This window comes from Mesorhizobium sp. INR15, from assembly GCF_015500075.1.
In the GTDB taxonomy this organism is placed as follows: Bacteria; Pseudomonadota; Alphaproteobacteria; order Rhizobiales; family Rhizobiaceae; genus Mesorhizobium.
The window spans coordinates 940,079-966,198 of sequence record NZ_CP045496.1 but is presented as its reverse complement, the minus strand read 5'-3'; the positions used below and the strand labels follow the sequence as shown (position 1 = coordinate 966,198).

27 protein-coding genes are annotated in these 26,120 nt (G+C 63.7%); 13 read left to right on the top strand and 14 right to left on the bottom strand.

The window, feature by feature from the left end; translation table 11 throughout:
• Positions 1-98: 98 nt before the first annotated feature.
• The 3 genes from GA829_RS04540 to GA829_RS04530 all read right to left on the bottom strand — a co-directional run bounded on the left by GA829_RS04540 (position 99) and on the right by GA829_RS04530 (position 1,336).
• Entirely contained in the window at positions 99-602 is a 504-nt protein-coding gene (locus GA829_RS04540) for a hypothetical protein (RefSeq protein ID WP_195177366.1), read from the bottom strand.
• Between the two features lie 190 nt (positions 603-792).
• Positions 793-1,086: a hypothetical protein gene (locus GA829_RS04535; RefSeq protein ID WP_195177365.1), complete on the bottom strand. Its 294-nt coding sequence runs from the start codon at positions 1,084-1,086 to the stop codon at positions 793-795.
• Positions 1,064-1,336, bottom strand: coding sequence for a DUF4242 domain-containing protein (locus GA829_RS04530; RefSeq protein WP_195177364.1), 273 nt, complete (start codon positions 1,334-1,336; stop codon positions 1,064-1,066). Before GA829_RS04530 ends, GA829_RS04535 begins: the two co-directional genes overlap by 23 nt.
• Before the next feature lie 243 nt (positions 1,337-1,579).
• Between GA829_RS04530 and GA829_RS04525 the strand changes: the two genes are divergently transcribed.
• On the top strand, positions 1,580-4,168 hold the full coding sequence (locus GA829_RS04525; RefSeq protein ID WP_195179521.1) for a helix-turn-helix transcriptional regulator: 2,589 nt from the start codon (positions 1,580-1,582) through the stop codon (positions 4,166-4,168).
• Between the two features lie 102 nt (positions 4,169-4,270).
• Here GA829_RS04525 and GA829_RS04520 read toward each other — a convergent pair whose 3' ends face one another.
• Positions 4,271-5,275 carry a cytochrome d ubiquinol oxidase subunit II gene (locus GA829_RS04520; protein WP_195177363.1) on the bottom strand — a complete coding sequence of 335 codons (1,005 nt, stop codon included), beginning with the start codon at positions 5,273-5,275 and terminating at the stop codon, positions 4,271-4,273.
• Between the two features lie 9 nt (positions 5,276-5,284).
• On the bottom strand, positions 5,285-6,646 hold the full coding sequence (locus GA829_RS04515) for a cytochrome ubiquinol oxidase subunit I (RefSeq protein ID WP_195177362.1): 1,362 nt from the start codon (positions 6,644-6,646) through the stop codon (positions 5,285-5,287).
• 314 nt (positions 6,647-6,960) lie between these two features.
• Here GA829_RS04515 and GA829_RS04510 point away from each other — a divergent pair, with 314 nt between their 5' ends.
• Positions 6,961-7,887 carry an ABC transporter ATP-binding protein gene (locus tag GA829_RS04510; protein ID WP_195177361.1) on the top strand — a complete coding sequence of 309 codons (927 nt, stop codon included), beginning with the start codon at positions 6,961-6,963 and terminating at the stop codon, positions 7,885-7,887.
• On the top strand, positions 7,884-8,645 hold the full coding sequence (locus GA829_RS04505; protein WP_195177360.1) for an ABC transporter permease: 762 nt from the start codon (positions 7,884-7,886) through the stop codon (positions 8,643-8,645). The genes GA829_RS04510 and GA829_RS04505 overlap by 4 nt, the downstream gene beginning before the upstream one ends.
• A gap of 16 nt (positions 8,646-8,661) precedes the next feature.
• Here GA829_RS04505 and GA829_RS04500 read toward each other — a convergent pair whose 3' ends face one another.
• Entirely contained in the window at positions 8,662-9,699 is a 1,038-nt protein-coding gene (locus tag GA829_RS04500; RefSeq protein ID WP_195177359.1) for a phosphatidylglycerol lysyltransferase domain-containing protein, read from the bottom strand.
• Between the two features lie 309 nt (positions 9,700-10,008).
• On the opposite strand from GA829_RS04500, the gene GA829_RS04495 reads away from it, so the two are divergent.
• From GA829_RS04495 to GA829_RS04485, 3 genes are all read left to right on the top strand, one after another.
• Complete coding sequence (locus GA829_RS04495) at positions 10,009-11,190, top strand: flavin-containing monooxygenase (RefSeq protein WP_195177358.1); 1,182 nt, start codon at positions 10,009-10,011, stop codon at positions 11,188-11,190.
• An 80-nt stretch (positions 11,191-11,270) separates the two neighbouring features.
• Complete coding sequence (locus GA829_RS04490; RefSeq protein ID WP_195177357.1) at positions 11,271-11,762, top strand: MarR family winged helix-turn-helix transcriptional regulator; 492 nt, start codon at positions 11,271-11,273, stop codon at positions 11,760-11,762.
• Positions 11,759-12,439, top strand: a complete 681-nt coding sequence (locus GA829_RS04485; RefSeq protein ID WP_195177356.1) for a GNAT family N-acetyltransferase — start codon at positions 11,759-11,761, stop codon at positions 12,437-12,439. The genes GA829_RS04490 and GA829_RS04485 overlap by 4 nt, the downstream gene beginning before the upstream one ends.
• A 21-nt stretch (positions 12,440-12,460) precedes the next feature.
• Here the strand turns inward: GA829_RS04485 and GA829_RS04480 are convergent, their stop codons facing one another.
• Both GA829_RS04480 and GA829_RS04475 read right to left on the bottom strand, forming a co-directional pair.
• Entirely contained in the window at positions 12,461-12,685 is a 225-nt protein-coding gene (locus tag GA829_RS04480; protein ID WP_195177355.1) for a hypothetical protein, read from the bottom strand.
• A 165-nt stretch (positions 12,686-12,850) separates the two neighbouring features.
• Positions 12,851-14,854 (bottom strand): PhoX family protein, encoded by a 2,004-nt coding sequence (locus GA829_RS04475; protein ID WP_195177354.1) that lies wholly within the window; start codon positions 14,852-14,854, stop codon positions 12,851-12,853.
• Positions 14,855-15,158: 304 nt separating this feature from the next.
• Between GA829_RS04475 and GA829_RS04470 the strand changes: the two genes are divergently transcribed.
• Positions 15,159-15,632 carry a hypothetical protein gene (locus GA829_RS04470; protein ID WP_308462326.1) on the top strand — a complete coding sequence of 158 codons (474 nt, stop codon included), beginning with the start codon at positions 15,159-15,161 and terminating at the stop codon, positions 15,630-15,632.
• 338 nt (positions 15,633-15,970) lie between these two features.
• On the opposite strand, the gene GA829_RS04465 is transcribed toward GA829_RS04470, so the two are convergent.
• On the bottom strand, positions 15,971-16,624 hold the full coding sequence (locus GA829_RS04465) for a response regulator (protein ID WP_195177352.1): 654 nt from the start codon (positions 16,622-16,624) through the stop codon (positions 15,971-15,973).
• Positions 16,621-18,036, bottom strand: coding sequence for a sensor histidine kinase (locus tag GA829_RS04460; RefSeq protein WP_195177351.1), 1,416 nt, complete (start codon positions 18,034-18,036; stop codon positions 16,621-16,623). Before GA829_RS04460 ends, GA829_RS04465 begins: the two co-directional genes overlap by 4 nt.
• A 142-nt stretch (positions 18,037-18,178) precedes the next feature.
• On the opposite strand from GA829_RS04460, the gene GA829_RS04455 reads away from it, so the two are divergent.
• The 4 genes from GA829_RS04455 to GA829_RS04440 all read left to right on the top strand — a co-directional run bounded on the left by GA829_RS04455 (position 18,179) and on the right by GA829_RS04440 (position 21,626).
• Entirely contained in the window at positions 18,179-18,517 is a 339-nt protein-coding gene (locus GA829_RS04455; protein WP_195177350.1) for a hypothetical protein, read from the top strand.
• 11 nt (positions 18,518-18,528) lie between these two features.
• The gene (locus GA829_RS04450; protein ID WP_195177349.1) at positions 18,529-19,230 is read left to right on the top strand and encodes a phosphatase PAP2 family protein; all 702 of its coding nucleotides are present in this window, start codon (positions 18,529-18,531) and stop codon (positions 19,228-19,230) included.
• A gap of 321 nt (positions 19,231-19,551) precedes the next feature.
• On the top strand, positions 19,552-19,830 hold the full coding sequence (locus GA829_RS04445) for a helix-turn-helix domain-containing protein (RefSeq protein WP_195177348.1): 279 nt from the start codon (positions 19,552-19,554) through the stop codon (positions 19,828-19,830).
• Between the two features lie 68 nt (positions 19,831-19,898).
• Positions 19,899-21,626, top strand: coding sequence for a SulP family inorganic anion transporter (locus GA829_RS04440; protein WP_195177347.1), 1,728 nt, complete (start codon positions 19,899-19,901; stop codon positions 21,624-21,626).
• A 24-nt stretch (positions 21,627-21,650) separates the two neighbouring features.
• On the opposite strand, the gene GA829_RS04435 is transcribed toward GA829_RS04440, so the two are convergent.
• The 3 genes from GA829_RS04435 to GA829_RS04425 form a co-directional block, all read right to left on the bottom strand.
• Complete coding sequence (locus tag GA829_RS04435; RefSeq protein WP_374940383.1) at positions 21,651-22,262, bottom strand: DNA-3-methyladenine glycosylase; 612 nt, start codon at positions 22,260-22,262, stop codon at positions 21,651-21,653.
• A 3-nt stretch (positions 22,263-22,265) separates the two neighbouring features.
• Positions 22,266-22,646: a nuclear transport factor 2 family protein gene (locus GA829_RS04430; RefSeq protein WP_195177346.1), complete on the bottom strand. Its 381-nt coding sequence runs from the start codon at positions 22,644-22,646 to the stop codon at positions 22,266-22,268.
• 99 nt (positions 22,647-22,745) lie between these two features.
• Entirely contained in the window at positions 22,746-23,606 is an 861-nt protein-coding gene (locus GA829_RS04425) for an SMP-30/gluconolactonase/LRE family protein (protein WP_195177345.1), read from the bottom strand.
• 114 nt (positions 23,607-23,720) lie between these two features.
• Here GA829_RS04425 and GA829_RS04420 point away from each other — a divergent pair, with 114 nt between their 5' ends.
• On the top strand, positions 23,721-24,521 hold the full coding sequence (locus tag GA829_RS04420) for a helix-turn-helix domain-containing protein (protein ID WP_195177344.1): 801 nt from the start codon (positions 23,721-23,723) through the stop codon (positions 24,519-24,521).
• Between the two features lie 9 nt (positions 24,522-24,530).
• Here the strand turns inward: GA829_RS04420 and GA829_RS04415 are convergent, their stop codons facing one another.
• Positions 24,531-25,133: a DUF6622 family protein gene (locus GA829_RS04415; RefSeq protein ID WP_195177343.1), complete on the bottom strand. Its 603-nt coding sequence runs from the start codon at positions 25,131-25,133 to the stop codon at positions 24,531-24,533.
• 158 nt (positions 25,134-25,291) lie between these two features.
• On the opposite strand from GA829_RS04415, the gene GA829_RS04410 reads away from it, so the two are divergent.
• A complete protein-coding gene (locus GA829_RS04410; RefSeq protein ID WP_195177342.1) occupies positions 25,292-26,119 on the top strand; it encodes a LytTR family DNA-binding domain-containing protein in 828 nt (275 codons plus the stop codon).
• Position 26,120: the final 1 nt, after the last annotated feature.

Genomic DNA, 26,120 nt, shown 5'->3' with positions numbered 1-26,120 from the left:
GGTCCGCCCCAGCCCTGTATAGGGACTGGCGCCGATTGGCCCTGGTCTCCCGGTGCGAAGGCGACTTCGGGGTTCGCCCCACACCCGGATGACGGGGCTCAGTTGCCCATTTTCATGGCGTCGCAGGACACGTTCGGGTTCATGTCGGCGAACATGCCGGTCGGGTTCTTCTTCCACGCCCAGACATGCAGCTCGTAGAAGGCGCCGAGGCCGTAGCGGTTGGGCGCGCTGTTGAAGTTGAACAGCTGGCCCTCGAGTGAGGCCGGGCCTTTCGAGGTGATGTATTCCACCGCCACCAGCTTCAGCTTGCCGTCGGCCATCGGCTCGTACATCACCGCTTCGGGCTTCGCGAGATCGACGGCATCGTCCTTGAGATAACCGGCGTTGACATAGTGGATGCCCATGGCGCCGCCGGTAATGCCGCTGGCGCACGGGATCGGCGCATAGCCCTCGGCGGTCGCCGCCGCCACGTCCTCGAAGCGGCTGTTGGCGTCGCGCACCTTCTCATCCAGCCCGCCCGTCCCATGGGCGTAAGCCGCCGTGGCGGCGATCGACAGGATGGAGAGGTTGATGGCGTGTTTGGTCCAGAAATGGATGTTCATGTTCGTTCCGTTCATTGTTGATGACGCGCGGATCAGGCCGGCCAGGCCTGGCCCTTGCCATGTCGGATGCGTCTGATTTGGATGTCGGTGGGAGTGGGCCGGCCGCTCAAATGGACGGCCGTGCCGCCCCAGAGCAATTCCGGGAAAAGTGCGTAGCGCTTTGCCTCGGGAATTGCGTAGAACGAGGGCCTTAGTGATCCCACCAGTAATAGTCCCAGTATTCCCGCCGCGGCTCCTGCTCCTGCAAACCGATATCGCGTCTCAGATGATCGTCTTGCGGTGGCAGCCTGCGCCGCTTGCCCAGCAATTGTGAAAACAGCGCCGCCGCGAGCCGCCATGGACGGCTCGGCATGGCGGTTGTTGCGCCGGCGTCTCCCAGGACAGCCGCCGGTTCACTGTTCGGCAGGCCGTCAGGCAGGTTACCAGCGCCGCAAAGGGTGGCTTGATGCTCATCGGTGGGATCAACGGTAAAAGTAAGGGTCAAGGACCCGCACCTCCGTGATCTTGTCGACAGGCAGCGAGTTCTTCTGCGCTGTGCTGCGGATCGCTTCCGGCGATGGCGCGTCATAGATGCAGAAACTGCGCTTCTTGTCTGGCGAGACGAAGGACTGCAGCCAGGTGACGCCCTTTTCAGCATTGCGGGCGATCACGCCGCCCATGGCGTCGGCGCCGGCTTCGTTGATCGGCACGTGGAGGCCGTCCACGAATGTGCGTTCAATGAGATAGCGAGGCATGAAAGGTTCCTTTTTCCATTGATTCACGCTCGGTCTGAGCGCGGATGGACAAAGATCACGCTCGCTGGGCCCGCGCATCGGAACCTTTCCCTATGTTTTGTGGGAAGATTCCCTATATTGGCGGCGTTATGTGCAGATGAGCACCGAAATGTGTGGAGGATCACATCGCCGGACTCTTGCCCCTGGGCACTCCTGGAGGAGGCCGGCGGGGTGGTGGAACTCAAGTCTCACGAGCGAACGATGATGCTTCTGGAACGGCAGACACAGCTGGAGCGACTGGACGGCCTTCTCTCGGGGGCCGCGCGTGGCAGTGGCCATGTCGCGGTGCTGGTCGGAGAGGCGGGCGCCGGCAAGACATCGCTGGTCGAGGCCTTTGCCGGCAACGCCGGGCAGGATACGCGCCTGTTCCGCAGCGCCTGCGAGGATCTGTCGATACCCGATCCGCTCGGGCCGCTTTATGACCTGGCGCGCGATGCGCAATGGGCGCTGCAGCAGGCGATCGACGACCGACAGGGGCAAAGGCTGCCACTTTTCTCCGACGCGCTCGACGTTTTCGAGACCAAGGCCGGGCCGACGCTGCTGGTGATCGAGGACCTGCATTGGGCTGACGATGCGACGCTGGATTTCGTCCGTTTCCTCGGCCGGCGCATCGCCAACACGCATATCCTGCTCTTGCTGACCGCGCGCAACGACCGCAGCGAAGGGCAGATGCGGGTGCGCCGCGCGCTGGGCGAAATTCCGGCCGGCAGCGTTGCCCGCATCGATGTGCCATTGCTGAGCGAGGCGGCGGTGCTGTCGCTGGCCGATGCCGCCGGCCGTGATGGGCAAGCCATCTACCGCGCCACCGCCGGCAATGCCTTTTTTGTCACCGAGCTTCTGTGTGCCGACAATGCAATGACGCCGCCGGCCAGCGTGCGCGACGCCGTGCTGGCGCGGGCCGAGCGCCTGTCGGCCGGCGCCCGTTCGATGCTTGACGCGGTGTCGGTGTTTCCGCGCCGTGCCGATGCCTGGGCGCTGCAGGGCCTGTGCGGCGTGGCCAGTGCCGGCCAGCTGGCTGAATGCGTCTCGAATGGCCTGCTCGACGATCTCGGCGACGGCTATGCGTTCCGCCACGAGATCGCGCGGCGCGCCATCGAGATGGCGCTGACGGAGAGCCACAGGCGGCGGTTCAACCAGCGCGCACTGTCGGCGCTGCTCGAAAAAGCCGATGTCCCGACCGCGCGCCTCGTGCATCACGCCGTCGAAGCCAACAATGTCGAGGCCGTACGCGAACTGGCGCCGCTGGCCGCGCGCGAGGCCTCTCATGTCGGCGCGCACCGCGATGCCGCCGGCTATTACGAAGTCGCCTTGCGCGAGGCGGCCGGCCTGCCGCACGACGCCCGCGCCATGCTCCACGAAAATTACGCATTCGAGTGCCATCTCATCGGCCGCATCGAGGAAGCCATCGCGGCGCAGGGCGAGGCGCGCCAGCTGCACAGCGCGGCCGGCAACAAGCCGAGGGAAGGCGACAGCCTGAGATGGCAGTCGCGTTTCGCCTACCTGATGGGTGATCGTGCGGCGGCCGACGGGTTTGGCGAACAGGCGGTCAGGCTGCTGGAAAGCGTGCCGGCCGGTGCCGAACTCGCCATGGCCTATTCCAACCTGTCGCAACTGGCGATGCTCGCCGAGCGGCTCGATGAGGCGCTGCTCCTGGGTGACAAGGCGGTCAGGCTCGCCGAAACGCTGAACCGGCCCGACATCGTCTGCCACGCCCTCAACAATGTCGGTTCGGCCGAACAGTGGCTGGATCTGGCCAATGGCCGGCTGCACCTCGCCCAGAGCCTCGAAATCGCTATCGGGCAGAATTTTCAGGAACACGCGGCGCGCGCCTTCACCAACAGTGCCTGTCTCGAGATGAACCAGCTGGGCTATGGCAAGGCACAGTCCTTCCTCGAGCGCGGCATCAACTATTGCACCGAAAACGATCTCGTCACCTGGCGCGACTATATGCGCGGCGTGCTGGCCCAGCTTCGGCTGCGCCAGGGGCAGTGGGAGGAAGCCGCCGCCGAGGCGCTCGATGTCGTCGGCAACGACCAGGCGACCGCGCTTGTGCGCTACCCCGCCGTCGTGGCGCTGGCCAGGTTGCGGGTCCGGCGCGGCGATCCCGAAACCGAGCCGCTTTTCGAGGAGATGACGCGGTTTCTGGAAAGAGGAAGAGAGCTGCAAAGGCTGGCGCCTTACGCCGTGCTGATGGCCGAACGGGCATTTCTCGGGCAGGCCGACAGGCAAGAGGCGCTGGACCTGATCGATATCGCCGAGCGGTTGTCGCCGACACGCGCGGTGTTCGCCGAACTGGCCAGCTGGCGGCAATTGCTGGCGCCGGACAGCGACCCCGGCGACACATCAGGCATGGCCGCGCCCTACCGGCTGCTGCTGGCCGGCGACTGGCAGGCGGCGGCGGCCTTGTGGGCCGGGATGGGTGCCCCTTACGAACAGGGTCTGGCGCTGCTGCAGGGCGACGAGGCTGCACAGCGTTCGGCGCTGGAAATCTTTGAGAATCTCGGCGCCCGGCCGGTGGCTCAGCAGGTGCGCGAGATCATGCGGCGCAACGGCGTCAGCAACATCGCCCGGGGGCCGCGCCAGACAACGCGCGCCAACAGCGCCGGCCTGACCCAGCGCCAGATGGAGGTGCTGCAGCTGATCGACCGCGGCCTTTCCAACAAGCGGATCGCCGAGTGCCTCACCATCTCACCGAAAACCGTCGACCATCACGTCTCGGCGGTGCTGGGCAAGCTCGATGCGGTCTCGCGCGGCCAAGCCACCGCCGCCGCGCGTGATTCCGGGCTGATCTGACGCCTGGAGCATGATCCCGAAAAGTGGGTGCCGGTTTTCGGAAAAGATCTTGCTCAAACAAGCAGATAGAGCTCCATTCCGGCTATCGGGAATGGAGCATGCTCAATCGTAGGTCAGATCCGTCGCCTTGCCGCCGAACACCCGGTAGGCATAGAACGAATAGAAGATGATCACCGGCAGCACGACCACCGTGCCGACCAGGATGATGGCCAGGCTCTCGGGCGCCGAGGCGGCTTGCCAGATGGTCAGTTTGTCGGGCACCACGAACGGATAGAACGACCAGGCGAGGCCGGCAAAGCCCAGCGCGAAGATAGCGGCGAGCGTCAGGAAAGGCGTCAGCGAATGCCTGTCGTCGGGTTTCGGCAGGTGGAAGGTCTGCCGCCACAGCCAGAGGAACAGCAGGGCCGACAGGATCGGCAGCGGCGACAGGTAGAGCATTTCCGGCCAGACGAACCATTTGGCGAAGATGCGCGGACTGGCAAAGGGTGTCGCCAGCGACACGGCTGCCATGCCGAGCGCGGTCAGCACCAGCGCCGTGCGCAGCCAGCGGACCGCTTTCTTCTGCAGCTCGCCCTCTGTCTTGTAGATGACCCAGGCAGCACCCATCGCCGCGTAGGCGGCGGCTAGGCAGAACGCCACCAGCGCACCGAACGCCATGCCGCCAGGCCCGACATCGAGGCCGAGCACATAGACACCCAGCATATAGCCTTGCGCCAGCGAGGCGATGAGCGAGCCGAGGAAGAAGATGCGGTTCCAGCGGTGCTTCTTGCCGCTCGGCACCTTGGCGCGGAAATCGAAGGCGACGCCTCGCAGGATCAGCCCGACCAGAAGCACGAAGACCGGAATGTAGAGCGCGGTGAGAATAATGCCGTGCGCCAGCGGGAAGGCGACCAGCAGCAGGCCCACGGCCAGCACCAGCCAGGTCTCGTTGGCATCCCAGAACGGGCCGATGGCGGCGATCATCGTGTCCTGCTCGGCATCCTCGGCGGCGGCGAAGAGAATGCCGATGCCGAGATCGAAGCCGTCGAGAACGACATAGATGAGAATGGCGAGGCCCATCAGGCCGGCGAAGATGAGAGGCAGCAGGGTTGGCCAGTCGTAGGTCATCTTTTTCTCCTACTCGCCAGCCGCGGGCTGCGACAACGCTGCCTTCATGACACCTGGCAGCGGTGAGGTGTCGCCATCCTTCGCCGCCTTCAGCGCGAGGTGCACCAGCACCCCGAGATAGGCGATCAAGAGCAGCGCATAGAGGATGAGGTAGATGGCGAGCGTCAGCGCGACATGGCTGCCCGCCACCGGCCCAACCGCGTCGGCGGTCTTCAGTACGCCGGTGACCAGCCAGGGCTGGCGGCCGATCTCGGTCGTGTACCAGCCGGCGAGCGTCGCCAGCCACCCGGACAACGCCATCGGCACCATCAGCATGGCAAGCGGCTTCGGCAGGCTGTGCCGCCGCTTGAGGAAGAAGGCCGCCGACCACGAAACGGCGAGCATCAGCAGCCCGGTGCCGACCATGATGCGGAAACCCCAGAACACCGGGAAAACAGGCGGATGGTTGCCGGGATAGTCGTTGAGGCCCGGCACCACGCCGCTGGCGCTGTGCCGCAAGATGAGGCTCGCGCCATCGGGAACGGCGAGCTCGAACTTGTTTTCCTTGGCCGCTTCGTCGGGAATGGCAAACAGGATCAGCGGCACATTGGGTCCGGTGTTCCAGTTGGCCTCCATGGCCGCGACCTTCTGCGGCTGATGTTCCAGGGTGTTGAGGCCATGCTGGTCGCCGGCGAAGATCTGGACCGGGATCAGGATCGCCGCTGTGAAGACACCGGTGCGCAGCGCCTTCCACATCGATTCCGAACGGTCGCCATGGAGATAGCGCAGCGCCGACAGGCCGGCGATCAAGAACGAGACCGTCAGGCCCGAGGCCAGCAGCATGTGGACGAGGCGGTAGGGCATCGACGGGTTGAAGACGATGGCCCACCAGTCGACCGCATGCGCGACGCCGTCGCGGATCTCGAAACCAGCCGGCGTCTGCATCCAGGAATTGAGCGCGATGATCCAGAAGGCCGACAAGGTGGTGCCGCCCGCCACCAGCACCGTTGCCAGCGTGTGGACGCGGTTGGAAACGCGGCGGAAGCCGAACAGCATGATGCCGAGGAACGCCGCCTCGAGGAAGAAGGCGGTCAGGATTTCATAGGCCAGCAGCGGCCCGGCGATGTTGCCGACCTTTTCCATGTAGCCCGGCCAGTTGGTGCCGAACTGGAAGCTCATGGTGACGCCGGAAACCACACCCATGGCGAACGACAGCGCGAACACCTTCACCCAGGTAAAATAGGCGCGCATCCACGCGGAATCATTGGTGGCGTTGTAGCGCAGCTTGAAGAACAGCAGCACCCAGCCAAGCGCGATGGTGATGGTCGGAAACAGGATGTGGAACGAAATATTCGCGCCGAACTGAATACGCGAAAGTATGAGCGGGTCCATGGCGGCTCCAGCTGCTGCAATTTGCTTTGCGCAATTCCCGATGGAAAACCGTTTTCACACTTTTCCTGGAATTGCTCCAATACTGAAAAAGAATAGGCCCGAAGCGGGTTCAGGTCAAAGCGGCGTCCTGCCGCGAGGCCGGGCGTCGCAGGACAATTTTGTAGGTTGCAATCGGCATGTCCCGGGGGGCTCGCTGTCGATGTCCAGAATTGTCAGCAGCGCCGCTGAACTGTGGGCGGCGCTATCGACTCCGGGTTGCGCGCAACGACATTCGGCCTATATCAGGGGACCTCATTCAAGCAGCCGTTTCAGCCATGCCCTCCATTCTGTCCATTTCCGGGGTCTCCAAGACCTACGCCACCGGCTTTTCAGCGCTCAAGGAAGTCAATCTAGACATCCAGCGCGGCGAGATCTTCGCGCTGCTCGGCCCCAACGGCGCCGGCAAGACGACGCTGATCTCGATCATCTGCGGCATCGTCAACCGCTCGTCTGGCACCGTTACCGTCGACGGCCACGACATCAACAAGGAGTATCGCGCCGCGCGCAGCCTGATCGGGCTGGTGCCGCAGGAGCTGACCATCGACGCCTTCGAGAGCGTCTGGGCGACCGTCAATTATAGCCGTGGCCTGTTCGGCAAGCCGGCGAACCCGGGTTTTGTCGAGAAGGTGCTGCGCGACCTCTCCTTGTGGGACAAGAAGGACGCCAAGGCGATCACCCTGTCGGGCGGCATGAAGCGGCGGCTGATGATCGCCAAGGCGCTGTCGCACGAGCCGCGCATCCTGTTCCTCGACGAGCCGACCGCGGGCGTCGACGTCGAGTTGCGCCAGGATATGTGGGAAATGGTGCGCCGGCTGCGCGAGGATGGCGTCACCATCATCCTCACCACGCATTATATCGAAGAGGCCGAGGCGATGGCCGACCGCGTCGGCGTCATCAACCGTGGCGAGATCATCCTGGTCGAGGACAAGGCCGAACTGATGCGCAAGCTCGGCCGCAAGCGGCTGGTGCTGGAGTTGCGCAGCCCGCTCACAGCCGTTCCGGAAGCGTTTTCGCGCTATGCGCTGGAGCTTTCGCCGGACGGCGGCCAACTGACCTACACCTATGACAACCAGAGCGAACGGCCGGGCGTCGCCTCGCTGATCCGTGAACTGGAGGCGGCCGGCATCCAGTTCCGCGATATCGACACCAAAAACAGTTCGCTCGAGGAGATCTTCGTCAATCTGGTGAGGAAAGACGCATGAACCTGCGCGCTGTATGGGCTATCTACCGGATGGAAATGGCGCGCGCCTTTCGCACCGTGCTGCAGAGCATTGTCTCGCCGGTCATTTCGACATCGCTGTATTTCGTCGTCTTCGGCTCGGCCATCGGCTCGCGCATTACCGAGATCGACGGCATCAGCTACGGCGCCTTCATCGTGCCAGGCCTGATCATGCTGTCGCTGCTGACGCAGTCGATCTCCAATGCCTCCTTCGCCATTTATTTCCCGAAATTCGTCGGCTCGATCTACGAGCTTCTTTCGGCACCGGTGTCCTACCTGGAAATCGTCATCGCCTATGTCGGCGGCGCGGCGACCAAGTCGATCATCCTCGGCCTGATCATCCTGGCGACGGCGTCGCTGTTCGTGCCGCTGACCATCCTGCACCCGTTCTGGATGCTGGCCTTCCTGGTGCTGACGGCGGTGACCTTCAGCCTGTTCGGCTTCATCATCGGCATCTGGGCGAAGAGCTTCGAACAGCTGCAACTGGTGCCGCTCTTGATTATCACGCCGCTGACGTTCCTCGGCGGCAGCTTCTATTCGATCAACATGCTGCCCGGCGTCTGGCGCACGGTGACGCTGTTCAATCCGGTGGTCTATCTGATCAGCGGTTTCCGCTGGAGCTTCTACGGCAAGTCCGACGTCTCGGTCGGCATCAGTCTCGGCATGACCGTCGTCTTCCTGGCGGTCTGCATCGCGATCGTAGCCTGGATCTTCAGGACGGGTTATCGGCTAAGGAACTGACGCCCAACAATTGCGCCTAGATCGCCTTGATCAGCCGCAGCAGCCCCAGCATCTCGATATAGGTCCCCTTGCGGAAGGCGACATAGACCGGCTCTTCCTCGCCGTGGAAGCGGCGCTTGAACGCTGCCTGGCCCTGCAGGTTGAACCTGCGGCGGTTGACCCATGGCGACTCATATGCGCGCTGGAAGGTTGAGCGCCAGAAATCGTTTTCGGCAAATCCGCTCGGCCCGATGTCGAGCATCGGCGAAAGGCCGAGCGTAACGACCGAAATGCCTTCTTCGCGAAAACGGTCGACAGCGTATTTGGTCAGGCCGATCTCGGCATGCGGCGAGGCATCGATATGCTTGCGCTTGAAGGCGGTGGTGTAGCCGATGACTTTGCCATTGCGGAACATCGGGTCGAAGTCGAGCAAGGCGACCAGTTCGCCCTCGTGCCCGTGCAGGACGAAACGGCGCATGTCGGTGCCGAGCTGATCGCCAAAGGGCCGGTTGAGAAAGCCCATCTCCCAGCGTTTGACGATGCGGTCGCCGCGCCAGTTCTCTGAGAGCCGGGCGATCTCGTCGAGAAAGACGGTTCGCTTGTCCTCCTCGAAGGAAAAGCCCTTTTTCGTCAGCCAGCGTTCGGAATAGCGCACCGTTTCGTTGCGCTTGCCGGAAAAATCATGCGCGGGCAGCTCCAGGCGCGTGTCGACGCCGAGACGGTTGATCTTGTAGCCGAGCCCGGCAAGCACGCGTGCGGTAGGCTCGCCGATCTGCACGAACCATGGGCTCCCGCCGGCCTCGACGAAGCGTTTGATATAGTCCGGCCGCCGTGCCGGATCCGCCACCGGATCGCCGAGCGCGAAATGGTGCTTCATCTTGGTGCCGAAGGCGATGTAGCCGTCGGCGTCGCCGAAATAGGAAAGCTTGGCCTGGACGGCGGTCGAATAGGCGAGCGAAAAATCGCCATGGCGGCGCACCAGCGCCAGTCGCTCGACATGCGTTAGGTCCTGGCGCTCGACCTTCGCCGCCGCACCTTCAAGGATGTTGTCCAGGTAGACCCGCAAGGAGGGCATGGTCGAGATTCCGCGTGCCGCCTACAGCGCCGCGCGTCCCTGACGCGCAAAGGGTGCTGTAGCACTATGACTCTGCGCATGATCCCGAATCGAATTCGATCCCGGGCATGCGCGTGGGGGATAACAGAAGACCCGCCATCCCCCGGGTCTCGAATCAATCACATTGCCGCGACCTGATTATCGCTCATATCGCGCATATGCCATATAAAGCGCAACCATGGCCGGGCGGCCCGGCCCGAAATCGGCATCGCGTCCTTTCGCTTGCCGAGGGGCTGCCGCCAGGCCGATCGAATGGGATTGATGAGGGGAATGGCTGAAACGACGATCAAACCGGCGCGCGGAGAACCGGTGCCAGAGAAAGCCGCGGTGGTCGAGCCAGCAATCGTGATTGGCGCTGGCGCGGCCGGGCTTGCCGTCGCGCAGGCCCTGATAGAAGCCGGCGTGGCAACGGCCATCCTGGAAAAGGAACAACGGATCGCCGAGCCCTGGCATCGGCGGCACCGGCAATTGAACCTCAACACCCATCGCGATCTCTCGGCGCTTCCTGGCCTTGCCTACCCCAAGGGCACTCCCGCCTTTCCGCCCAGAACAGTCGTCATAGGCCACATGAACGCGTTCAGGGAGGCAAACCGGCTGCCGGTGCAGTTTGGCGTCGCTGTCGAGGAAGTCCTGTTCAAGGGCGATCATTGGGCCGTGGAGACCAGCGCCGGACCGCGTCTGGCGCGTCATGTCGTCATCGCCACCGGGCGCGACCAGCAGCCGTACATCCCCGAATGGAAGGGCATGAAGGACTTTCCCGGCCGCATCATCCACGCGGCGGATTTCGGCGACATCGGCAACTATGCCGGCAAGAAAGTGCTGGTCGTCGGCGCCGGCAATTCCGGCTTCGACGCGCTCAACCATCTGGCCGGTGCGGACGCTGCCGCTATCTGGCTGTCGGCGCGCAATGGCCCGTCGGTCCTGCCCAAGCGCATAGGCAAGATCGCGGTGCACAGGCTTTCGCCTGTCATGGCGCGCTTGCCGCTGCGGGTCGCCGACATGGCGATCGCGGCGACCCAGCGTCTCGTTTTCGGCGACCTGACCAGATACGGCATGCCGCCGGCGCCTGCCGGCGGCGCCAGCCGCCTGACCACCGAATACAACGCGATCGCTGCCGACGACGGCGCTATCCGTGCCATCAAGGCCGGCAAGATCACGGTGCTGCCGACGATACGCGAATTCACGCAGGCAGGCGTGATGATGAGCAACGGCACCCTGATCGACCCCGACATCGTCATCGCCGCGACCGGCTACCGAACCGGGCTCGAACCCATGGTTGGCAAGCTCGGTGTGCTCGATGGCAAGGGCGTGCCGCTGTTCAACGGCGGCGCCTCCGATCCGAGATTGCCCGGCTTGTGGTTCACCGGCATGCGGCCGAGCATTCGCGGCTGTTTCGCCAATGCCGGTATCCTCGCCAAGGCGATCGCCAGGCGGATAGCCGCGTCGCTGTAACGGCAGCGACGCGGGCTGGTGTTTGACATGCTCCATGCCATGTTATATAACATGTTATTGATTAATCGTGGTAGCCCGGCATGGAAGACATTCTGCGATCTCTTGGGTTTCTGTGCCTGGGCAGCAGGCTGAAACGGATAGGCGAGCAGCTGCAGACGGATACGCAGCGCTTGCTCGAGGGTCTCGATGTCCCGGTTCAGTCGAGCCAGTATCCGTTACTGGCCACACTTGATCGGCTGGGCCCCTTGCCGGTCGGCGAACTGGCGCAGGCGCTTGGCATAACCCAGCCTGGTGTGACACGCAGTGTTTCGCTCCTGGCCGATCTGGGTGTGGTCGAGACCACTCAGCCGGACGGCGACCAGCGGCGGCGGGTGGTCTCCCTGACGGTCAAAGGCCAGCGGCTGGTCGAAGTTGCGAAGCGTGACGTCTGGCCGCGCATCGAGGGCGCCGTCGCGGATCTGTGCAAGAACCTGTCGGGGCCGCTTCTCGATCAGCTGGCCGCCATCGAGGACGGTCTGGCGGCTGCTCCGCTCGACCGCCGTGCCACGAAAAAGCGGGGTGAAGCACAGTGAAACACGTGCTTGACCGCCCGATCTGGAGCGCGCTGGACACGCGGCATCGGGCCTTTGCGCAAGGAGACGGCCTTGCCCGGCGATACGAGCCGTCGATCGTCCCTTTCGCGGCCACCGGTGCCGATGACGCGGAAAGCCTGCTTGCATTCCAGAAACTTGTCCCGCCGGGCGACAGCGTCGTCCTGCTTCAGGCCGACACCATCGTGCTTCCCCCAGGCCTGTCCGCGATCTCGACCGCTTCCGGCGTCCAGATGGTTGCCGCGGAGCCATTGCCAACCGTGTCGGACGAGCGCGTGCAACGTCTGACGCAGGACGATGCCGCTGAGATGCTCGCCCTCGCATCGCTCACCAAGCCGGGTCCGTTCACGCTCAGGGCGCAGGACCTTGGCGAGTTCTGGGGAATAAAGGTCGGAGGCAGGCTTGTGGCCATGGCCGGCGAGCGCATGAAGCAGCCTGGCCATACCGAACTCAGCGGGGTGTGCTCGCATCCCGAGTTTCGCGGCGGCGGCCTGGGCAGGCTGCTGTCCGTTTTCGTGGCAAATCAGATCATGGCGCGCGGCGAAATACCCTATCTCCACGCCTATGCCACCAACAAAGCTGCCATAGGATTGTATGAGTCGATCGGCTTCAGATTGCGAAGCAAGATGCACGTCGCCGTTGTCGAGCGGACTGGATAGAGTCCGCTTCCTGCCCCGGTGTCAGGCGGATTTCGGCTCCAGCCGCCGGAAACTGACGGCCTCCATCAGCATGTCTTCGTCGGTCATGCCGGCATTGTGCAAGGCAAGCAGGGTCAAGGCCAACTCGCGGGCTTCCGAGGACTCGGGCTCCGCTTCGCGTTGCTTGCAGGCTTCATCGAACACGCGCTGCAGTCTGGCGATATCGGCCGGTTTGAGCAGGCCACGGTCATAGACGGATTTCGGCATGGCGGTCTCCGCTATGCATGTCGCCCAAAAGTGGGGTCCGGTGGGACAACGACAAACACAATTCACAAGAGGAGCTAGGGCGCCATGCCTAGATTGCCAGCCTTTCCCGGAGCTTGAGGTGAGAAGAGGGACATCGGTCAGGCCGAAGTCCTCCACCGATAGATCTTAGACCGCGATCTTTCCGCCGCCCTGTTTGGTGATGGCGACGACCGCCGGCCGCACCGGCATATCGGGCCTGAAGTCGGGCCACCGGGTCGATAGGTCCTCATAGTAGGACGGCCGGCCAAAGGGCTTCCAGTCTTCGCCGCCGTCGCCCGGATGCTGGACGGCGACGAAGGCGGTCTGATCGTCTGGCGCAAACAACGGGCCGCACATTTCGGCACCGATCGGCACCCGGAAGAACAACTTTGAGGTGGCCCGCGCGGCGCCTTCGGTGTCGACCGCCCACAGGCCGTCGGTGCGGCCGGTGGCCTTCGGACCCTGGCCGTCGGTGGCGACCCACAGGCGGCCGGCCGAATCGACCGCGCAATTGTCCGGCATGCCGAACCAGCCATTGGCAGTGGTGGCCGTCGAGAAGGTGGCGCCGACTTCGGCCACCGAAGGGTCGCCGCATTTCAACATCACTTCCCACTTGCCCTTGGTGCTGGCGAAGTCGCCGTCATTCTCGGCGATTTCGATAATGTGGCCGAAGGCGTTTTCGGCGCGCGGGTTGGCTGCGTCGACCTGGTCGGCCTTGCGCTTCGAATTGTTGGTCAGCATGACATAGACCTTGCCGTTGACGGCGTTCGGCTGGATGTCTTCCGGACGGTCCATCTTGGTGGCGCCGAGCAGGTCGGCGGCGCGGCGCGTCTCGATCAGCACATCGGCCTGGCCGGCAAAGCCGTTCTCGGCGGTCAGCGGCCCCTGGCCGAAGACGATCGGCAGCCAGTCGACCGTGCCATCCTCGGCGAACCTCGCGACATGCAGCGTGCCGTCGTCGAGCAGGTCATTGTTGGCGGCGTGGTCATCGGCGTTGAAGCGGCCGGTGGTCACGAACTTGTAGACATAGTCGAAGCGCTCGTCGTCGCCGAGATAGAAGACGACACGGCCATCCTTGGCGACGATCGATTCGGCGCCCTCATGCTTGAAGCGGCCCATCGCGGTGCGCTTCCTTGGCGTCGAGTTTGGATCGTTGACGTCGACCTCGACGATCCAGCCAAAACGGTTGGCCTCGTTCGGCTCCTTGGCCAGGTCGAAGCGGTCATAATGCGCGGCCCATTCATAGGCGCCTTCCGGAATGCCGAGGCGCTTGTAATTGGCGGCTTCCTTGTGGCCTGCCGGCAATTCGCCGGAGAAATAGCCGTGGATGTTTTCCTCCGACATCACATAGGTGCCCCAGGGCGTGACGCCGCCGGCGCAGTTGTTGACGGTGCCGAACACCTTGGTGCCCGAGGGGTCGGCGCTGGTCCGGACGCGCTCATGGCCGGCGACCGGGCCGGAAAGCGCCATCTCGGTTTTGGCGGTGATGCGGCGGTTCAGCTTGCCGTCACGCACCACTTGCCACTTGCCGGATACTTTGCGGATTTCGACGATGGTGCCGCCATGCGCGGCCATTTCGACATCGACCTGTTCCTTGCTCAGGGGCGCGAGGTCGAGCGACTTCTTGCCGTCTTTCTCGACGACCGTCACCAGGCCGGGAAACATCAGGTGCGAGTTGGTGTATTCGTGGTTGACCACCAGCAGGCCATGCTCGGCCGATCCGTCGATCGCGATATAGCCGACATAGTCGTTGTTGTAGCCGAACTGTCTTGCCTGCGCCTCGGCAGACTGTTTCGTCGGATCGAATTCCGGCGAATCGGCGAACAGCGGATCGCCCCAGCGCAGCAGCACATCGGCGTCATAGCCCGGCGCGACGTGGTGCTTGTCGTCGATGCCGGCTTCGAGTTCGTCGAACGAAAAGGCCGAGCCTTCGGCCGCATGGGCATTTTCCGCGCTGACCAGCGCGAGCGGGCTCACCGTGGCGGCAATGGCGGAGACGGCCAGTGAACCCCTGAGGAAGTCACGGCGAGAGAACCGCGCGGCGATGATCTCGCCCATGGTGCGGTTGTCGGTGGGATTGGTCGCCGGTCCCTCGTTTTCCTCGAGCAGGCTGGTGCGGAATCGGGCCTCGGTGGGGCGATTTTCGGTCATGGGCTGCCTCTGGCTTGCTGGCGTGGCTGGAGCATCTTGATCTGTTCGACCCGCTTACAGCCGATCGATCACATTTTCGTGACATCCGCCAATGCCCGCCAGATCGCAACTTAGGACTTAGGTCGGGCTCGGACACGCAAAGGTCCATGGAGTGTAGCACATCGATTATGGGCGGCTTATGCAAAGGCCTACCGTTGGGGTAGGGAACTGCGAATTTCGGCCTTGCTGAGGCCAAGAGGAGACCGGGATGCGCGGATTGACCGCGACTCGCAAACGCCATCTGGCATTGAGAGTAGCCTCGGCATTGGCGCTGGCCGTTGCCCCCTATCACATTGCCCTTCACGGCTTTGCCGCGGGTATCGTTGCGTCCAGTGCCCAGGCCAAGGCTGGTGGCAATGACCGCGGCAATCGCAATGGTGGCGGCAATGACGGCAATGGCGGCGGCAACAGCGGCGGCGGCGGCGACGACAATGGCAATGGCAACGGCGGTAGCAACGGTAATAGCGGCGGTGACAACAGCGGCAACAGCAGCGGGCGCAACAATGGCAAGGGCACCGGCAACAGCAAAAGCAGCGGAACAAGTGGCGCCGTCGGGCATGTGAATGCGGCAACCGAGGATCGTGTCGAAATCGATGGCGACAAAATTGAAGTGCAGCACCCCGACGGCTTCCATGAAGAGATCGATAACGGCCGTTTCAAGATGAAGGATGCGCTGGGCCGCACCATCGTCAACCGCCGCGCGACCGCTGCGGACATCAGTCGCTTGAAGGGATTGTGAAGCGGGGAACAGGCAACGCCCTCTTCACGCGTCACCTCCGCCGCCCCCGGCGGAGGTGACATCTTCACTCTGGCTCCGGACGCAGACAGTCCGTTGTTCCCAGAGCGGTCCGCTGCCAAAGAGTTCGCTTGGCTGCAGTAACGCGGCCGGATGGAACGGGAGGCCCATTCAACCCGGGCGCAGGCAATCCTAAGGCATTTCTTGGTTTAGTTGAAGTAAATCAATTTCAGGCACCTGCCATTTAAAGCTTGCAGCCTGCCTTCCTTCTTCGATCTGTGCTCGGTTATCAGCTCTCGACCGAGCATGATCCTCAGGGAAATCAGGACCCGTTTTCCAGATTATGCACTGGTCGCGCCGATCTCGCGCATCAGCAAAGCCGCCTCTGTCCGGTTGCGGACGTTGAGCTTGGACAGCACACCGGTCATATGGTGTTTGACGGTCTTTTCCTGCAGCTTTAGCCGCAGGGCTACTTCCTTGTTGCTCAGCCCCTCGGCCACTAGCCTCAGGATATCGATCTCGCGGCCGGTGAGCTGGCGCAGGCGGTCGGCCTTGCCGTTCGACGGCTGCAGGGATTGCAGGTTCGAAAGCAGCCGGGCCGACAGGGTTGGCGAGACATAGTTCTCGCCCGCGGCCACATTGCCCAGGATTTCCGCCAACGTGCGCGAGCCGACCCCCTTCAGCACATAGCCGCGTACGCCGGCGTTCAGCGCTTGCGTCACGTCGGCATTGTCCTCAGAGACCGTCAGCATGACAATCTTCTGCGCGGGGTGGCTGGCAAGGATACTGGCCACGGAGGCAAGGCCGTCGCCAGGCATGCTGATGTCGAGCAGGAGGATATCGGGCTGCAGGGTGGCGGCAATGCGCTCAGCGTCCTGCGCCGTGGCGCCTTGGGCGACGATCTCGAAGCCGCCGATCTCCAGAAGGCTGCGCGCTACGCCTTCTCGAAACAGCGGATGGTCGTCGACGACAGCAATGCGGATGGCGCCAGTCATGATTGCTCCTCGACAGCCAGCACGATAACCAATCGCGTGCCTTGCGGTCCGCTGGTGGTCTCGAACTGACCACCAATGCTTTCGATTCGTTCCCGGAGGCCAGCCAGACCGAGTCCCTCGGCCCTCGCCGAGCCGAACCCGGGTCCACGATCCGAGACTTCGACGGAAAGCTTGCCGCCCTTTGATCCGGCTTTCACCGCCTGGCCCTTACCTTTTCCGTGCCGATAGGCGTTGTTCAGCCCCTCCTGGACGAAACGATAGATGCTGATCTTCTCCGAAGCCCCCAACTCTGGCAACTGCCCCGAAAGTTCAAGGGCGACCGATGTGCCGGTCCGGCGCTGGTGCTCGTCCGTGACAAGACGCAATATGTCGCCCACTGCAGCCGTTTCGATCTGTGGCAGGACCAGGCCATTGCAGATGTCGCGAATTTCGCGCATCGCATCGTCCAGTGTCTTGCGGATCATGGTGACCTCGGCGTTGCGGCTCTCGCTCGAGGCCCCTTCGCCCGAGAGGATAGGGCTGTCTACCCGCAGCGCCGCCAACGCCACCAGCTGAGCTGGTCCGTCATGAAGGTCGGCGCCGATGCGCCTCAGGTATCTTTCATTGAGGGCCGTGGCACGGCGCGACGCCCGCTGCACACGCAGACGCAGCGCCCGGTTTTGCGAAACCAGCGCCTGCAATTCCGAAACCTGCCCCTGCAACACACCACGCTGCCTGTCGATGGTGCTGCTGCCGCGCATGACGATGCCCGACAGCAGCAGCAGCGCCGCCAGGGTGGCGCCGGCCACGATCAGCCAGCTCGACAACAACGCGGAAGCCAGCGTCGCCTGGAAGTCGTCGGAGATCTCGTAGAATTCAGACACGGCAACGACTTCACCCGACCAGGGCTCTCGTACCGGATTGTAGATTTCGAGCAGCGGCAAGCCCGAGACCCTCTCCTCCTCGTCGTCCTCGCCGTCAAGCTTGTTGAACTCGGCGACAACATTGCCGTCAAAGGCAGATCGCAGGTTGGTACTTGGGGCGAACTGCTGGCCGATCAGGGCTGCGTTCTTCGCATACAGTATCACACCGTCCCGGCGCCAAAGCTTGAACGAAAAGAGCCGCTTGCCGAGCGCGCCCTGGCCGAGTGTCTCGTCAAGCGCCCGTTTGACATTGTCGTTGAGCTCCCGGCTCTTGCGCAGGTCGGGAAGCAGCGGCGCGATCACGCTGTCGACGTAAAGCGCGGTCGTCGCCGCCGAGTTATGGATGACGCTTTGGCGGATCTGCGACGTAACCCAGAAGCCGACCACCAGCATGACCGCCAGCAGCCCGAATCCCCCGGCAACCACGAATTGCAAGGCAAGCGAAAGCCCGTTCCAGCGCCGCGACCAGATCTCGATAAACCGCACAACAGGCTCCTGACTGGCCTTCATCGCGAGAGGCAGGTGACAATCGCGACATTATGCTTCGGTCCCGCCGATACAAGACTGTCCTGGTGCGGCACTCGCTTGACGTGGTGGCGCGCTTGCGAAACAAGGCGGACATCCGTCGTCAAACCGGCATCGAGGCGCAAACGTGAGTTTTTCAGGACTGTTTCAGCTTGGTTTTTCAACGGTGATCTTTTTGCTGGCGGCGACGGCGGCCAAGCAATGGGGGCTTGCGCCCAGCCTGGGCAAGATCCTGCTGACGCTGGCGCTCTATTCCCTTGGCAATCTGGTCATGCTGCGGCTGATCCGCGAATTCGGCATGTCGGTGTCGTTCAGCCTGTCAGCGGTCATCCAGCTGGTGTCGGTCAATGTCGTCGCGCTGGTCTTCTTTGGCGAGCGCGTCAACGCGCTGCAGGCAACAGGCATCGTGATGGCGGTCGCGGCGGTGGCGCTGATCACGCTTGGGCCCTATCTGCAAGGGCGATGATTGCAGGACCGATGAAGAACGCCGCGAACACTCTGGCCAATTGGATCGAATTCCCGGTGCTGCTCGCCGGGCTGATCATTGCTGGCGGGCTGTGGGGTTTCGAGGAGTTGATGGAGGTGGCGCGCGCCACCACGCCGCACGCTTTCGACACCGAGATCCTGCTTGCGTTCCGCCAAGCAGGCCAGCCCAGTGACCCGATCGGCCCACTGTGGCTGGAAGGCGCGATGCGCGACATCACCAGCCTCGGCAGCGCCAGCGTGCTGGTGCTGATCACAACGGCGGCTATTGTCTATCTGCTTTTGATCCGCAGGCCCGGCGCGGCATTTCTCATGTTCGTGGCGGTGGCGGGCGGGCAGGTCCTCTCAAGCCTGCTCAAGCTTGGTATCGACCGGCCAAGGCCTGAGCTTGTCTCGCATCTCGTCACCGAGACATCGCTGTCCTTTCCGAGCGGGCACGCCATGCTGTCAGCGGTGACCTATCTCACTTTGGGCTGCATGGCGGCGCGTTTCCTGCCGGGGCGGACAACCAAGATCTATGTGCTTGCCCTTGCTGTGCTGACGACATTGCTGGTCGGCATCAGCCGCATCTATCTCGGCGTCCATTGGCCGTCGGATGTGCTGGCCGGCTGGTGCGCCGGCTTCGCCTGGGCAATGCTTTGCTGGCTGGCGGCACGGGCGCTGCAGCGTTGGCGCGGCCAGAGCGATAGTGTCTGAACGGATGGGAGATTGGACCCCAGGTCGGCTCCCGCAGGCATGCGCCGTCAGATCATCCGGTTGATGACGTGACCGCAACCGGCAAGCAGGACCATCGCCGACACCAGGCCTGCCGATGTCATCAACAGCTTCAAAATCTTCACCTGCGTTCCCCCTTGCCCCAGATCGAGAAGACCCTACGCTGCATTCTCCGGGAAATATCCAAGAAAATGAAAGATCTGGCGATCCTACTTACGGCTCAGACGTTCATATTGATGCTTGAAACATCATCATGATAGTATTAAACATTGCAATTGCAGACTCAGACGGAGATTGCGGCCGATGATCACCGCTGCGCAGATGCGCGCCGCGAGGGCGCTGGCCGGCATCGATCAGAAGACGCTCGCCGAGCGCGCCGGTGTTTCGCTTCCCACCATACAGCGTATGGAGGCGAGCGACGGGGTGGTCAGGGGCGTGGTCGACACGCTGATGAAGGTCATCCAGGCCCTCGATGAGGCCGGGGTGGAACTGATCGGCGAGAGCCAATCGAGCGAACGCGGCGGCCGGGGCGTGCGCCTTAAGCCTGTCGCGCCGCCCAATCCGAAAGCTGAGCCGGCATAAGTCGCGACGGCGACCGCCGACAGCCCTGCCGACGATCCCGCCGCCTTCAGGGGTGCGGACGGCAATTCATGGATCAGATCCGGCAGTCAAGCCATGCACCGGCCCAAAGACCGGTGAGGCCAACATTTTCCGAGCTGTTCACGCCGAAATTGGTGACGGTCTGGCGCGAGGGCTACACGCGGGATCATCTCAAGGCCGACGCCCTTGCCGGGCTGACCGTCGCCATCGTCGCGCTGCCACTATCGATGGCGATCGCTATCGCGTCGGGCGTGACGCCGGAGCGTGGTCTCTACACTTCCATAGTCGGCGGCTTCCTCATTTCGGCCTTTGGCGGCAGCCGCTTCCAGATCGGCGGGCCGGCCGGCGCTTTCATCGTGCTGGTGGCGGCGACGGTGGCGCGGGTCGGCGTCGATGGCCTGCTTCTGGCGACGATGATGGCCGGTGTCTTCCTGCTCGCCATCGGCTATCTCCGGCTTGGCACCTACATCAAGTTCATCCCCTACCCGGTGACGGTCGGCTTCACCGCCGGCATCGCCATCATCATCTTCTCCGGCCAGATCGTCGAACTGTTCGGGTTGAAGCTGGCAGGGCCGGAACCCGGGCCGCTGGTGCCGAAGCTGATGGCGCTCGCGGAGGCGATCGGCACGATCAACCCTGCCGCCACCTTCGTCGCCGTGTTGACCATTGCCACCATTGTGATGCTGAAGCGGTGGTGGCCGAAATGGCCAGCCATGCTGATCGCCATCGCACTGGCCTCGCTCGTCGTGGCAGTGCTCTCGCTGCCGGCCGAAACCATCGGTACGCGCTATGGCGGCATTCCGAGCAGCCTGCAATGGCCGGCCTTTCCGCCGGTCAGCCTCGCCAGGATGATCGACGTCCTGCCCGACGCCGTCGCCTTCGCGCTGCTCGGCGCCATCGAATCGCTGCTGTCGGCCGTCGTCGCCGATGGCATGACCGGCCGTCGCCATCGCTCCAACTGCGAACTGGTGGCGCAAGGTTTCGCCAACATCGCCTCGGCTGTGTTCGGTGGCATCTGCGCCACCGGCACCATCGCGCGCACCGCCACCAATGTGCGGGCCGGCGCGCATGGGCCGGTCTCCGGCATGATCCATTCGGCTGTACTGCTGATGCTGATGCTGGTGGCAGCGCCACTCGCCAGCTACATTCCGCTCGCCGCCTTGGCCGGGGTGCTCGCCGTCGTCTGCTGGAACATGTTCGAGAAGCAGGCCTTCGCCACGCTGTTGCGCGCCTCGCGCGGCGACGCGCTGGTGCTGATGGCGACCTTCCTGATCGTCATCTTCCGCGATCTCACCGAAGGCATCGTCGTCGGCTTCGCGCTGGGTTCGATCCTGTTCATCGACCGCATGGCCAAATCCATCGCCGTCGAAGCCGACCAGACGCTGGTGCCGGACGATGTCGCCGACGCCACCAGCGCCTATGATTCCAGCGAGGCGACGGATACCGACACCGTTGTCTATCGGATTTCGGGTGCCTTCTTCTTCGGCGCCGCGTCCACTGTCGGCACGGTGCTCGACCGCATAGCCGACCAGCGCAGGAACTTCATCCTCGACTGTTCGGCGGTGCCGTTCTTCGATTCCACCGCCGCCAATGTCATCGAAGGCGCGGCGCACAAGGCGAGACGCGCCGGCGTCCGCTTCATCATATCGGGCGCCTCGCCGCAGATCCGGCGCATGCTGATCAACCACGGTGTCAAGCGGCCACTGGTCACCTACGCCGCTTCGATCAAGGACGCGCGGGCGCAACTGAGACAGAGTGGCGCTGCTGAAACGCTCTGATGTCCGGTCGGTCGAGGTTGCCTGCTATTCTTCGTTGAGCGATCTTGGGCCGCTGACGAACGGATTCCTCCTGACATAGAATCGCAGCAGGCGTTCAGCGTCCTTCGAAATGCCGATCCTGACGCTCTCTCCGATTTCACCGGGTTCGGCATCATCGCGTGCGAGCCAGACAGGGCCTTCCTGGCAAAGATCGAGCCCGTCGAGCGAACGATCGATCCGCAATGCCGCGGCGAGCCGTCCCGGCCCCCGCGCCAGGTCGCGCAAGCGCTCGATGCCGCGGTTCCGCCGCATGATCTCAATGCCCTCGAGAGGCTCAAGAGCCCTGATCAGCACGCCGGTGCCGATCCCCGGCATCTCGCTCGAGACATTCAGCATGTAGGAGATGCCATAGGCGAGATAGACATAGGCATGCCCGCGTTCGAGGAACAGCGAACGATTGCGCGGCGTCATCCCCCGGTAACCGTGCCCGGCGGCGTCGCCGACCACATAGGCCTCGGTCTCGACAATGCGCCCGCTGACAAGACCTTCAGGCAAAGCTCGCACCACCAGCTTGCCGATGAGGGTGCGGGCGAGAGTGGCCGTATCGCCAGGCAATTCCGAGCGGGCAAGCGGGCGGGCGGTGCCTATGGTTGCCACGGTTCACGACATCCGCTCGACCCATTGCGCGCGTGACGGCCCCGGTTCGAACGGATCGCCAAAGTACTGGGTCTCGCGCGCCACCTTGCCATCGAGGAACTCCATGATGCTCACCGTGTATGATGGCCGCCCGTCATAGGCCAGGACATATTCCGTGACCCAGAAATCGCCCGCGCCGGTGATCCGCCGCACGGTGAAGCGCTTGCGGCTCGGCTGCGCGGTGCGGGACGACTGAATCTGGCGCCGACCGCGAATGCGCTCCGCCGATTGCGGATATTCGAGCACGGCGTCTTCTCGATAGATCTCGTGCTCCGCCTCGAGATCGTTCGCATCGGAGGCGGCCCAGTGGCGATCCAGGGCCGCTCGAATCTCGCGATCGTCCATGCCGGACCTCCTTGATCATCGCAATCAGACCGTCGTAGCACAGCCCGACCTGTCAGCGAATGTCCCGGAGATCGGCTCCGAGAGCGCCGCCGGTCGCTCTCAATCGAGCTTCAGCGCCGCCACTTCGCCCTCATTCATCAGCGGCACATAGATCACCGATCTGCCGTCCGTACCGATATCGGCGCTGCCCGGCTTGAATTGCGCCACGACTTCCGGCGTGCCGCCCGCCTTGTAGCGATACAGCGTGCCGGTCATGTAAGCCGTGGCATAGATCGTGTCGCCGATGGCGATGACACCATCGAGGTCGGCGAATTTCTGCGCGCCGGGCAGTGGCGTGATCACCTTGCCGGCGAGGTCGACCGACAGCAGCCCGCCGGGTTCCGCGGTGCTGAAATCGGGCTTTATGCCCTTGCCCCAGGACGCCACGATCAGCCGGTCACCATCGGCGAAGACGCCGTTGGGCGAAGCCAGCGCCGCGTCCTTCACCAGCAGCTCCGGCGTGTCGCCATCGATGCGATAGATCGCGTCGGCCAGCATGTCGGTGACATAGACCTTGCCGGCTTGATCCGATGTCATGTCGTTCAGGAAGACCGCCTTCGGCACATCGATGCTCGACAGCAGCTTGCCGCTGGCCAGATCGACGACGCGGACCTTGGTGATGTCGGCGACATAGAGCTTGCCGCCTGAAATCGCCATGCCCTTCGGCGCATCCATGCCGCCGGTCCAGTGCCGGGTGACCATTTTGCCGTCCAGAGACAGCACGCTGAGATAGCCATTGCCGTCGGCCTCGCCGGGATTGCCGACGATGTTGGACACGATGATGCGGTTGTTGGTGGCGTCGAACAGCGCCGATTCCGGTTGCTCCAATCCCGTGGCGCGCCAGAGCTCGCCGGCCTGGGCCGGCGGGATCGCCGCGATGCCGATGGCGGCGAAAACTGCCGAGGCGATGAGGGTCTTCATGTCTGCTCTCCTTGTTGCGCTGGCGGAGAGCTATGATTTTCGATACTTTTACGGAAGATGGATTCCCACTAGTATCGAATATCGATACGAAACTGCCCGAAAGGGGTGCATCTCATGAACAGCCTGATCTTCGAGGCGCTGAAGCGGACGTTGAAGGCCAAGGGTGTCAGCTATCGCGTGCTGGCCGAGCGCATGGGCGTTTCCGAGCCGACGGTGAAACGCATCTTCCATGAGCGCAACTGCAAGCTCGATCGCCTGATGGAAATCTGCGCGGCCGCCGGCGTCGAGCTGGAAAACGTGCTGGGCTCGATGAACAGGGGGCCGGGCCCGGTCAATCACATCGCGCCGGAGATCGAGCGCCGGCTGGCCAGCCGGCCTGCGCTGCTGTTCATCTTTGTCATGCTATCGGAGAAATTCACGCCGGAAGGCATCATGCGCTCGCAAGGGCTGAGCGAGGCCTCGATGTTCCTCTATTTGCGCGACCTCGAGGAGCTCGGCCTGATCGCACTCGGGCGCGGCCTGTCGGCGCGGTTGCTGGTCGAGACGCCGATCCAGTGGAATTTCGAAGGGCCGCTGAGGCCGCTGTTCGAGATGACCAACAAGAACTTCATCGGCTGGGCCATCACCCATATCGAGAGCGAGGCAACCTTTGTCAGCTTCAGCAGGCGCATGCGGCCGGAGACCGCCGAGATGGTGCGGCGCGAGGCCGAGGAACTGGCCGACCGCGCCAAACTGCTTGCCCATCACGACCAGCATACCACACCGGAGGATGGACTGGTCGGCTACAAGTGGACGTTTGCCTTTGGCGCGACGCCGTTTCCCACGATCATGCCGATCGGCCCGCATCCGCGCGACGCCGGCGCGCGGACAAGCGATCAGTCCGCTGCCAGAGGCCGCCGCCCGCTTCCGGCGTAGTCAATTGGATTACCGGGCGGTTGCCTGAAAGAACCCCTGCGGAAGCACACCGATCGAGCGTGCGACCATCATCGCGGCGAGAAAACCCGACAGGATGGCGCTCGCCAGCACGAAGCCGGTTTCCTGCGCCAGGGCCGGGTCGATGCCTACGGCGACACCCTCGGCGTAGCGGATGACGATGATCGCAACGATGATGACCAGCGGCAGCCAGTCGCCCGACAGAGCCAGTTTGCCGTCGGCAAGCAGCCTGGCGGGACGGCGCCGCGCCACGGCTATGCCGGCAAGCGTGCCGGCAATAGTGCCGCAGACGAAGCCGAGCAGCCCGGCGGCTGACATGCCGGAAGAGGCCAGATTGTGCAGCGCCAGGCCGGCGATGATGACCGGCATGACGAAAAGACGTAATGGCGACACGACGCGGTCCCTTGTGCGGTTCCAGCCGATGAACAGGCCGTAGAGGATCAACGGCCAGACCCACAGCGGCGTGTGCGAAAGGATGTCGGTGACGCCTGGGCCATGGCTGCCGGCATCGGCTGCGAATGCCCCTCCGCCCGATGTCAGCGCGAGAGCGGCGGCAAGCGAAGGCACGGCCGGCTTGCGGAGCGAAAGGGTCATCCGGGCGGCCTCATTAAGGTGAAGAGACATGGCTTAACTCCGTCTGCGGTTGAAGGCTTGCCACAGGCGCGGTATCGCTTGGCGCTGTGGTTCGCCGGCACCATGCTGAGCCGGTGGCATCGCATCAAACGCGTCTTCGGGAAGGGACGATCGGCTACGTGAAAAGCACGCTGTTGCATTCCACGCTTCGCGAAATGCAGGCCTTGTTTTCCGCGCCGCGCTTCTGGGGCGCGCTTGTGGCGGTGTCGGCCATCCTTGGCGCCACCGGACCCTTCGGCACCTTGCAGCAGCTCGACCTGCTGCCGCGCTTCGCCTACTGGCTGGCGCTGGCATTCGCCACTTTCTGCGCCGGTTATCTGGCCATGCGGCTGACGCTTGGCCTGGTCTTCGGCACGGCAGGCACACGGCCGGTCCGCAGCCTGGTCGCCGGCATGGTCGCCGGGCTGCCGGTGACCCTGGTTGTCCTGCTGTTCAACCGCGCGCTTTTTGGCGGGCCGTTTCCGTCGGCCGCCGGCATCGCCGGCCTGTTTGTCAATTGCAGCCTGATCGCGGTCGCCGTGTCCTTCCTGGTCAGCATGGCCGCAAGGAGCCCGCAAGGCGCGCCTCCAATACCGGTCGGTCAGGCGCAGGCAGGCATCCCGGCACTGCCTTCGCCGCTGACGCTCCAGCCCGCCCGCCCGCCGCTCCTCGACAGGCTGCCGCACGCTGTGCGTGGCAAGCTCAGCCACCTGTCGATGCAGGACCACTATGTCGAGGTCCATACCGACAAGGGTTCGACGCTCGTCCTCATGCGGCTCGCCGATGCAATCCGCGAGGTCGGCGAGACGCCCGGCGTGCGGATCCATCGCTCGCATTGGGTGGCGCTGGACGCCGTCACCGGCAAAAGCCGCAAGGATGGCAAGCTGTTCCTGAAGCTCGCCGGCGATGCCATGCTCCCTGTCAGCCGCTCCTATGCCGAGGCCGTGCGCAAGGCCGGCCTAGCCTGAC

Excerpts from the sequence above, each read along its gene's own strand:
- GA829_RS04460 (WP_195177351.1), bottom strand. The coding sequence starts at position 18,036 with ATGAAGGCCAGTCAGGAGCCTGTTGTGCGGTTTATCGAGATCTGGTCG.
- GA829_RS04520 (WP_195177363.1), bottom strand. The coding sequence starts at position 5,275 with ATGACCTACGACTGGCCAACCCTGCTGCCTCTCATCTTCGCCGGCCTG.
- GA829_RS04500 (WP_195177359.1), bottom strand. The coding sequence starts at position 9,699 with ATGCCCTCCTTGCGGGTCTACCTGGACAACATCCTTGAAGGTGCGGCG.
- GA829_RS04465 (WP_195177352.1), bottom strand. The coding sequence starts at position 16,624 with ATGACTGGCGCCATCCGCATTGCTGTCGTCGACGACCATCCGCTGTTT.
- GA829_RS04525 (WP_195179521.1), top strand. The coding sequence starts at position 1,580 with ATGCTTCTGGAACGGCAGACACAGCTGGAGCGACTGGACGGCCTTCTC.
- GA829_RS04530 (WP_195177364.1), bottom strand. The coding sequence starts at position 1,336 with ATGCCTCGCTATCTCATTGAACGCACATTCGTGGACGGCCTCCACGTG.
- GA829_RS04450 (WP_195177349.1), top strand. The coding sequence starts at position 18,529 with ATGAAGAACGCCGCGAACACTCTGGCCAATTGGATCGAATTCCCGGTG.
- GA829_RS04540 (WP_195177366.1), bottom strand. The coding sequence starts at position 602 with ATGAACATCCATTTCTGGACCAAACACGCCATCAACCTCTCCATCCTG.
- GA829_RS04515 (WP_195177362.1), bottom strand. The coding sequence starts at position 6,646 with ATGGACCCGCTCATACTTTCGCGTATTCAGTTCGGCGCGAATATTTCG.
- GA829_RS04420 (WP_195177344.1), top strand. The coding sequence starts at position 23,721 with ATGAACAGCCTGATCTTCGAGGCGCTGAAGCGGACGTTGAAGGCCAAG.
- GA829_RS04480 (WP_195177355.1), bottom strand. The coding sequence starts at position 12,685 with ATGCCGAAATCCGTCTATGACCGTGGCCTGCTCAAACCGGCCGATATC.
- GA829_RS04430 (WP_195177346.1), bottom strand. The coding sequence starts at position 22,646 with ATGGACGATCGCGAGATTCGAGCGGCCCTGGATCGCCACTGGGCCGCC.
- GA829_RS04475 (WP_195177354.1), bottom strand. The coding sequence starts at position 14,854 with ATGACCGAAAATCGCCCCACCGAGGCCCGATTCCGCACCAGCCTGCTC.
- GA829_RS04425 (WP_195177345.1), bottom strand. The coding sequence starts at position 23,606 with ATGAAGACCCTCATCGCCTCGGCAGTTTTCGCCGCCATCGGCATCGCG.
- GA829_RS04490 (WP_195177357.1), top strand. The coding sequence starts at position 11,271 with ATGGAAGACATTCTGCGATCTCTTGGGTTTCTGTGCCTGGGCAGCAGG.
- GA829_RS04510 (WP_195177361.1), top strand. The coding sequence starts at position 6,961 with ATGCCCTCCATTCTGTCCATTTCCGGGGTCTCCAAGACCTACGCCACC.
- GA829_RS04445 (WP_195177348.1), top strand. The coding sequence starts at position 19,552 with ATGATCACCGCTGCGCAGATGCGCGCCGCGAGGGCGCTGGCCGGCATC.
- GA829_RS04505 (WP_195177360.1), top strand. The coding sequence starts at position 7,884 with ATGAACCTGCGCGCTGTATGGGCTATCTACCGGATGGAAATGGCGCGC.
- GA829_RS04415 (WP_195177343.1), bottom strand. The coding sequence starts at position 25,133 with ATGACCCTTTCGCTCCGCAAGCCGGCCGTGCCTTCGCTTGCCGCCGCT.
- GA829_RS04440 (WP_195177347.1), top strand. The coding sequence starts at position 19,899 with ATGGATCAGATCCGGCAGTCAAGCCATGCACCGGCCCAAAGACCGGTG.
- GA829_RS04495 (WP_195177358.1), top strand. The coding sequence starts at position 10,009 with ATGGCTGAAACGACGATCAAACCGGCGCGCGGAGAACCGGTGCCAGAG.